The sequence below is a fragment of the Winogradskya humida genome, from assembly GCF_016862215.1.
GTDB classification, from domain to species: Bacteria; Actinomycetota; Actinomycetes; order Mycobacteriales; family Micromonosporaceae; genus Actinoplanes; species Actinoplanes humidus.
In genome coordinates this window covers 138,384-145,361 of the sequence record NZ_BOMN01000092.1, presented here as the reverse complement: position 1 = coordinate 145,361, position 6,978 = coordinate 138,384, and the positions used below count along the sequence as shown (strand labels likewise).

General features: G+C 69.0%; 4 protein-coding genes. All 4 read right to left on the bottom strand.

The window, feature by feature from the left end:
- Positions 1-3,860: type I polyketide synthase (locus Ahu01nite_RS33085; protein WP_203840627.1), on the bottom strand; the 3,860-nt coding region annotated here is incomplete at its 3' end.
- Positions 3,857-5,830 (bottom strand): asparagine synthase (glutamine-hydrolyzing), encoded by a 1,974-nt coding sequence (asnB, locus tag Ahu01nite_RS33080; protein WP_203840626.1) that lies wholly within the window; start codon positions 5,828-5,830, stop codon positions 3,857-3,859. The genes asnB and Ahu01nite_RS33085, both read right to left, overlap by 4 nt.
- Positions 5,831-5,867: 37 nt before the next feature.
- Positions 5,868-6,122, bottom strand: a complete 255-nt coding sequence (locus Ahu01nite_RS33075) for an acyl carrier protein (RefSeq protein WP_203840625.1) — start codon at positions 6,120-6,122, stop codon at positions 5,868-5,870.
- Positions 6,070-6,972 carry an ACP S-malonyltransferase gene (locus Ahu01nite_RS33070; RefSeq protein ID WP_275411800.1) on the bottom strand — a complete coding sequence of 301 codons (903 nt, stop codon included), beginning with the start codon at positions 6,970-6,972 and terminating at the stop codon, positions 6,070-6,072. Before Ahu01nite_RS33070 ends, Ahu01nite_RS33075 begins: the two co-directional genes overlap by 53 nt.
- Positions 6,973-6,978: the final 6 nt, after the last annotated feature.

Sequence of the window (6,978 nt, the reverse complement as noted above, 5' to 3'; positions counted from 1 at the left end):
TCGTCCGAAGGGACCGCGGCCGCGGCGGGAGCCGGCGTGGCGGGGAGAGCGGGAGGAGTCCGCCACCGCTGCGGCGACAGCGTGGCCGCGGCGCCATAGGCGACGACCATCCGCGACGGCGCGTCGGTGAGCAGCGCCCGGCCCAGGGCGCGTACCCCGTCCTCGGTCGGCAGGGCCTCCCAGCCGCGATCGGCGCGAAGCTCCGCACGGGTCGCGTCGTCCAGGGTCATGCCACCCTGCTCCCAGAGCGGCCAGCTGATCGCCACGGAACGCCCGGTCCGCTCACCCGCGTCGACGAGCGCCTGCCGGTGCCCGGCGAACGCGTCGAGGAAAGCGTTGGCGGCGCTGTAGTCCGTCTGTCCGGCGTTGCCGTACTCGGCTGCGACCGACGAGAACAGCACGAAGAAATCCAGATCGAGATGCCGCGTCGCCACGTCCAGGTGGAGCGTGCCGTCAATCTTGGGCGCGGTCACCGTACGCACATCCGTGAGCTCTTTACGCAGCAGGAACTGGTCCCGCAGCACCCCCGCGGCGTTCACCACCCCGTGCAGCCCACCGTGTTCACGCTCGATAGAGGAAACGGCACGGCGCACCGCATCGCCATCGGTGACATCGACGGGCAGGTAGTGCGCGGCGATCCCGTCCCGGCGCAGCGCCGCCACCGCGGAGCTGTCCGCCGAGCGACCGCTGAGCACCACGACGCTGTCCTGCGCGCGGGCCAGATACCGGGCCACGTGAGCCCCGATACCGCCCGCCCCGCCGAGGATCCAGTACACGCCGCCGGTGCGCAGGGCCGGCACCCGAGGAGCCGGTCCGGAGGGGAGCTCGACGGTCTGCCGGCTCTGCCGCCGCGCGTCCCCGAGGTAACGCACCTCGGTGTCCGCGGATTCATCGCTCCCTTCCGCGCCCAGGATGGCGTTCAGCGACGCCGGTTCGGCGGCGGATAGCCCGGCCACCCGGACCACGCGCCCGGAGACGAGCGGGTTCTCCAGCACGACGCTGCGCAGGAAACCCGACAGCGGCGCGTGGTGGTGCTCGGGGACACGCCCGTCGACCAGCACCACGAATCGCTGCTCGGCATCCGGGGAGGAACGCAGCACATCCTGCACACGCGAGAAGACGTCCATCAGCGTCTGCTGAACGCCCGGGGCCACGCCGCCGGCGGATATGGCGGGCAATGGCACACAACCGTCGAGCGCGCGCCCGACAACCAGACCGTGCACGGTGCGGCCGCCCGAGCCCGCCCGGACCGGGGTGTCGATCCACTGCGAGGTCGCGGTCACCACTCGCGAGGAGGCGCGGGCGGTGCGCTGGGCGAGCCCCCGGACAGCGGCCAGCACCGTCCCGTCGCCGTCGCACAGGTCAATGTCGAACGTGCCGTCGGCGGTACGGCGTACCCAGGCCCAGGTGGTGGACGTGCACGCCGCGTAAGCCTGCAGCTCCCGCACCGCGAACGCCAGCACCGGATCCCCGGAGTCACCGAGCAGCAGCAACGACACCTGGAACGCCGCATCGACCACACTCGGCGCGAGCACGTACCCGTCGACGTCGTCGCTGTCGATCCGCGCCAGCGCCTGGTCCTGACCCACGCTCACCGCACGCAGCCGCCGCATCGCGGGACCATGCGAGAGCCCGGTCCCGCGCAACTCTTCATACAGCCGGGCCACATCCGCGCTGTCGGTGCAGGCCGCGCGGACAGCATCGAGGTCGACGCGCGGCGGCGTGCCAAGCGAACCGGTACGCGCGAATCCAGCGCTGTACACGACCTCGCCACGTTTGATCTCGAACGCGATCCCGTCGTCCTGACCTCGCAGGGCGACATCAACCTCGATCGGCGAGACGTCCCCGATCAGGGGCCGCAGCCACGCGACGTCACTGAGCGACACCGACGACTGCCCGGTGGCGAAGCCGACAGCCGCGCGAGCCATCTCCAGGTGCGCCACGGCGGGCAGCACCGCACGCCCCTCAACCCGGTGCGCGTCAAGGAAAGGCTCCGAGCCGTCGAATGTGGAGCTGAACCGCAGTTCGTTCAGTGTCGACGTGTTGCGGTGCACGAGCGGGTGAAGGCGGTCGACAGCCGGGGGAGCGGCGGGCGGCGTGACGAACCAGTGCCGGTCGGCGGCGAACGGGTAGCCCGGCAGGCGTACCCGATGAGGCCGGGTCTCGTATGAAGCGGCCCAGTCGACGCTCTCGCCGCCGACCCATCGCGCCGCGGTCGCCACGATCTCCTCGGACGCCTGCTCCACGGCGTGAACCTCACCCGGAGTGAAAGCCTCCAGCGCCGCTACGAGCTCAGCGTGGTCATTGACCACGAACGCGGCACGAGCGGCCATGGCCTCCCGACCAACCTGCAACGTGTACGCGATCTCCGTCATCGACCCCACCGCCCGCAACGCGGCGATGCCATCGTCAGCCGGCCCCTGTAGGTACGCTCGCAGCCGCGCAGCCGCTTCCCGCAGCCGCGCAGGGTTCTTCGCCGAAAGCGGTACAAGATAAGGCCCCGGCAGCTGTACTCCCTCCGAAGAAACCGGCGGCTCCTCCAGCAACACATGCGCGTTGGTGCCCCCGAACCCGAACGAGCTGACCCCGGCCCGCCGCGGGAGGTCCGCAGGCGGCGTCCACGGCTGGGTCTCGCCGACGATCCGGAACGGGCTGCCGTCGAGATCGATGAGCTGGTTGAGGGCGCGGAAGTTGACGGTGCCGGGCAGCGTGCCGGTGGCCATCGCCCCGATCACCTTGACGACACCGGCGACACCGGCGGCCGATTCCAGGTGCCCGATGTTCGACTTGATCGAGCCGATCCCGGTGATCTGCGGCTCGGGGCGGGTCCCGGCGGCGTCGTGCATGCTGCGGAACGCGTTCTTCAGACCCAGGATCTCGATGGGGTCGCCGACCGGGGTGCCGGGGCCGTGCGCCTCGATATAGGTGACGGTCTCGGGTGCGACCCCGGCGCGGCTGTAGACGTTCTCGATCAGCGCCGCCTGCGCCCGCGGGTTCGTCACGGTCAGCGAGCTGGTCCGGCCGCCGTGGTTGGTGCCCGCGCCCCGGATCACGGCGTGGATGGCGTCGCCGTCGGCCAGCGCGGCCTCGAGCGGCTTGAGCAGTAGGACCGCGCCGCCCTCACCGCGTACGAAACCATCGGCATTTTGGTCGAAAGCGTGTGAGCGGCCGGTGGGTGACAGCATGCCGGCCTGGCTGAAAGCGACGAACAGCTTCGGTGACCAGGCCAGGTTGACGCCGCCGGCGAGGGCCAGGTCGCAGTCGCCGTTGGTCAGCGCGGCGACGGCCTCGTAGATCGACACGAGCGAGCTGGAGCAGGCCGTGTCGTTGGTGATGCTGGGCCCGCGGAGGTCGAAGAAGTACGACAACCGGTTCGCGACGATGGAGTACGCCGTCCCGGTCGGGAAATACGCATCGGTGGGTACGCCGTCGCGCTCCATCAGCTCGGCGTAGTCGGCGTGACAGAGTCCCATGTAGACACCCGTGCGACTGCCGGCGAGCTCCCCGGCGCGGTAGCCGGCGTCCTCGATGGCGTGCCACGCCAGTTCCAGGGCGAACCGCTGCTGCGGGTCCATCGTCTCGGCCTCACGCGGCGAGATGTTGAAGAACGCCGCGTCGAAGCGGTCGGCGCCCTCGATGAAACCAGCCCAGATGCTGTTCGTCCTTGCCTCGCCACTGCGGGGATCGCCGAAGTGGCGTTCCTTCGCCCAGCGCTCGGCGGGCACCTCGGTGATCAGGGAGCGCCCGGCCACCAGGTGACCGAAGAGCTCGGGAAGCGTGTCGGAGCCCGGAAAGCGCAGGGCCAGACCGGTGATGGCGACGTCGCCGGAGCGGGAAAGGGAGCCGGAGCGGGAGTTCATCGGGCATCCTCTGAATGGGAGCGGTAGTCCACCCGGACACCGAGCGAGAGCGGGGCGGGCGTAACGGGTTCGTCGCCGCGGACGAACTGGTGGTGCAGGGCCATGGTGGTGAGCAGGTAGAGGAACGTCTGGTCCTCGCGGGTGCTGATGTTCTCGACGGGGGTGCTCATCACCTTGTCGGTGAGCCGGCGCGCGAACTTCACGTCGATGACCTCGGCCTTCGCCAGTTCGGCCTCGGACAGCAGCAGTTCGAGATAGTCGGGGCTGTGGTCCTTGAAAGCGGCGCTGCCCGGGGCCCGGTACGGCTGCTTGGGCCGGGAGGTCGTCCACTCCGGCAGGACATCGCGGAACGCCTTCTTGAGCAGCGCCTTCTCCACGAGCCCGTCGTCGTAGCGCAGGTTCACCGAGGCCGCCGCGCGCACCACCGCCGGATCCAGGAACGGGCACCGGTTCTCGACGCTGTTGGCGAGCGCCGTGCGGTCCCCCTGGGTGGAGAGCAGGAATCCGGGCAGCAGCGTGTTGTACTCGAGCCACTGCGCTTTGTGGATCGGCGACTGGCCCTGGTAACCGGGGGTCGTGGCGACCAGGTTCTGCAGGTCGGCGAACGGGTCGATCTTCTCCGCGAGCAGCCGCGCCGCGAACCGGCCGTTGCTGAACCGCATCTCGTGGGAGAACAGGCCGGGCATGTGCTCGGTGGAGTACTGCTGGTAGAGCCCGACGAGGTGCTCCTGATGCTCGGGCCCGAAGTGCGCCAGCTCGGGGTGCAGACTGGCGATCTTCGTCCGCCGCTCGGTGTCACTGAGCTCGTTCCACTGCCGGCGCAGCAACGTCTCCCGGAACAGCGAGTAGCCGAGGAACGCCTCGTCGGAGCCCTCCCCGCTCAGGATCGTCTTGATGCCGGAGTCCCGGACGTGCTTCGACAGCAGGTACATCGGCACGAACGAGGTCCGGAACGTCGGCACCTCGGCGTGGTAGACGCCGGTGAGGAAGTTGTCGGTGATGTCGGTGCTGCCGACCGTCACCGTGGAATGCTGCGTGCCCAGCCGCTCGGCGACCAGCCGCTGGCTCTGGGACTCGTCGAACGTCTTGTTCTCGAACGCCACCGAGAACGTCCGCACCGGATGCCGCGACAGCTGCGTGGTCAATGCGGTGACGATCGACGAGTCCAGCCCGCCACTGAGATAGACACCGACCTCCACGTCCGCCCGCAGGCGCAACTCCACGCTCTCGCGCAGGGTCTCGCGAAGGAAATCGATGGCCTCGGCCTCACTGCCATCAAAGGCAGGCACGTCAAAATCAAGCGTGTGGTACGCCCGGAGCGCCCGATCGGTGCCCCGAAGGGTGAGCACGCTGCCCATGGGAAGCTGCTGGACACCCCGGAACGGCGTCCGGTCCGGCAGCGGCGTCCACACCGCATACGTCGACGCCAGCTCCCGGGCGTCGAACTCGAACGAGAACCCCGGGAAGTCCCGGAACGCCTTCATCTCCGAGGCGAACAGGAAGCGGCCGGGCTCGTCGACGTAGAACAACGGCCGCTTGCCGTACCGGTCACGGGCGAGCACGACGTCACCGGTCACCCGATCGCGGATGGCCAGCGCGAACGCGCCGTTGAACCGCGCGAAGCCCTCCGCTCCCCAGTGGATCCACGCCTGCAGCGCGACCTCCGTGTCGGAGTGGTCGCTGCGGAACCGCCGGCCCTGTGCCTGAAGCTCCCGGCGCAGCTCGGCATGGTTGTAGATCTCGCCGTTGAAGCTGATCCAGTACCGGTCCGACGGGTCGGACATCGGTTGCGCGCCGCCGGCCTCGTCGACGATCGCCAGGCGGACCGTGCCCATCGCGAAACCGTCGTCAAGGTAGCAACCGGCGTCGTCGGGGCCACGGTGACCGATCCGCGACAACATCGAGGTGATCACCGTGTCGGCACCCGCACCGCGCAGCGCCGTCGACAGAAAGCCAGCGATCCCGCACATTTGTTTTGCTCCTCGTCAGGCGGACACAGCCGCGATGTCAGGCGGACACAGCCGCGATCTTGGTGGCGACGAATTCGTCGATGGAGGTGAGAGACACCAGGATGTTCGTGAGAATGTCTTCGGCGGAGATCTCCACACCGAACTGCTGTTCCAGGAATTTCATCATCCGGACGTATCCGAACGAGTCGATGACGCCGGCCTTGAACAGGTCCGTGTCGGCCGTGATGGTGTCGTCGAAATCAAACAGGAACGTGTCCTCGAGATACTTCTGGATGATGGCTTTGCTCTGCATCGGTGCCGCTCCGTTTTCTGATGGTGCGCGCCATGCGCACGAGTGATTCGCCGCCTATCTCGCTGAACTCCACCTGCGGGTCGAGTGCCAGCAGATGACGGATGCTGTCGGTCCACCGCACCGGCCGTACGAGCTGCTCGGCGAGCAGCTCGGCGACGGTGCCGGACTCGTAGGGCAGCCCGGTGACGTTGGCGATCACGGGCTGCTGTGGCTCGGCGAACCGGAAGCCGGACAGGTAGCGGGCGAACTCCGCCCGCGCGGGTTCCATGTACCGGGAGTGGAACGGGCCGCTGACCCGCAACGCGCTGAACCGGATCCGCCGCTGTTCGAGGCTGCGGTGGGCGGCCTCCAGGACCGGCAGCGTGCCGGAGATGACCGTCTGCGTGTCGGTGTTGAACCCGGCGAGGTCGACACCGTCGACGCCGTCCGCGTGCAGCATCTCGAGCAGCTCCGGCACGGTGACGCCGAGCACGGCGGTCATCCCGCCGCCCGACGCGGCCGCCATGAGCTCCCCGCGTTTGCGCACCAGCCGCAGACCGGTCTCGAAGTCGAGGACGCCGGCGGCCAGCAGCGCGTTGTACTCCCCGAGGCTGTGCCCCAGATAGAAGGCGGCCGGCGGATCCTCCCTCCTGATCCGCTCGAACTGGCGCAACGCGTTGACCACGAACATCGCGGGCTGGGTGTATTCGGTCCGGGTCAGCAGATCGTCGGGGTCGTCGCGGCACAACTCGGCGAGGTCGTAGCCGAGGATGTCCGAGGCGAGCTGGACCAGGCCGGGATAGTGCCCGAACACATCGGCGCCCATTCCCTTTTCCTGAAAACCCTGGCCGGCAAAGGCGAGCGCGAGCATCGGCGG

What these genes read in the sequence shown, in the direction of transcription:
- Ahu01nite_RS33075 (WP_203840625.1), bottom strand. Translation starts at nt 6,122, where the DNA reads ATGCAGAGCAAAGCCATCATCCAGAAGTATCTCGAGGACACGTTCCTG.
- asnB (WP_203840626.1), bottom strand. Translation starts at nt 5,830, where the DNA reads ATGTGCGGGATCGCTGGCTTTCTGTCGACGGCGCTGCGCGGTGCGGGT.
- Ahu01nite_RS33070 (WP_275411800.1), bottom strand. Translation starts at nt 6,972, where the DNA reads ATGCTCGCGCTCGCCTTTGCCGGCCAGGGTTTTCAGGAAAAGGGAATG.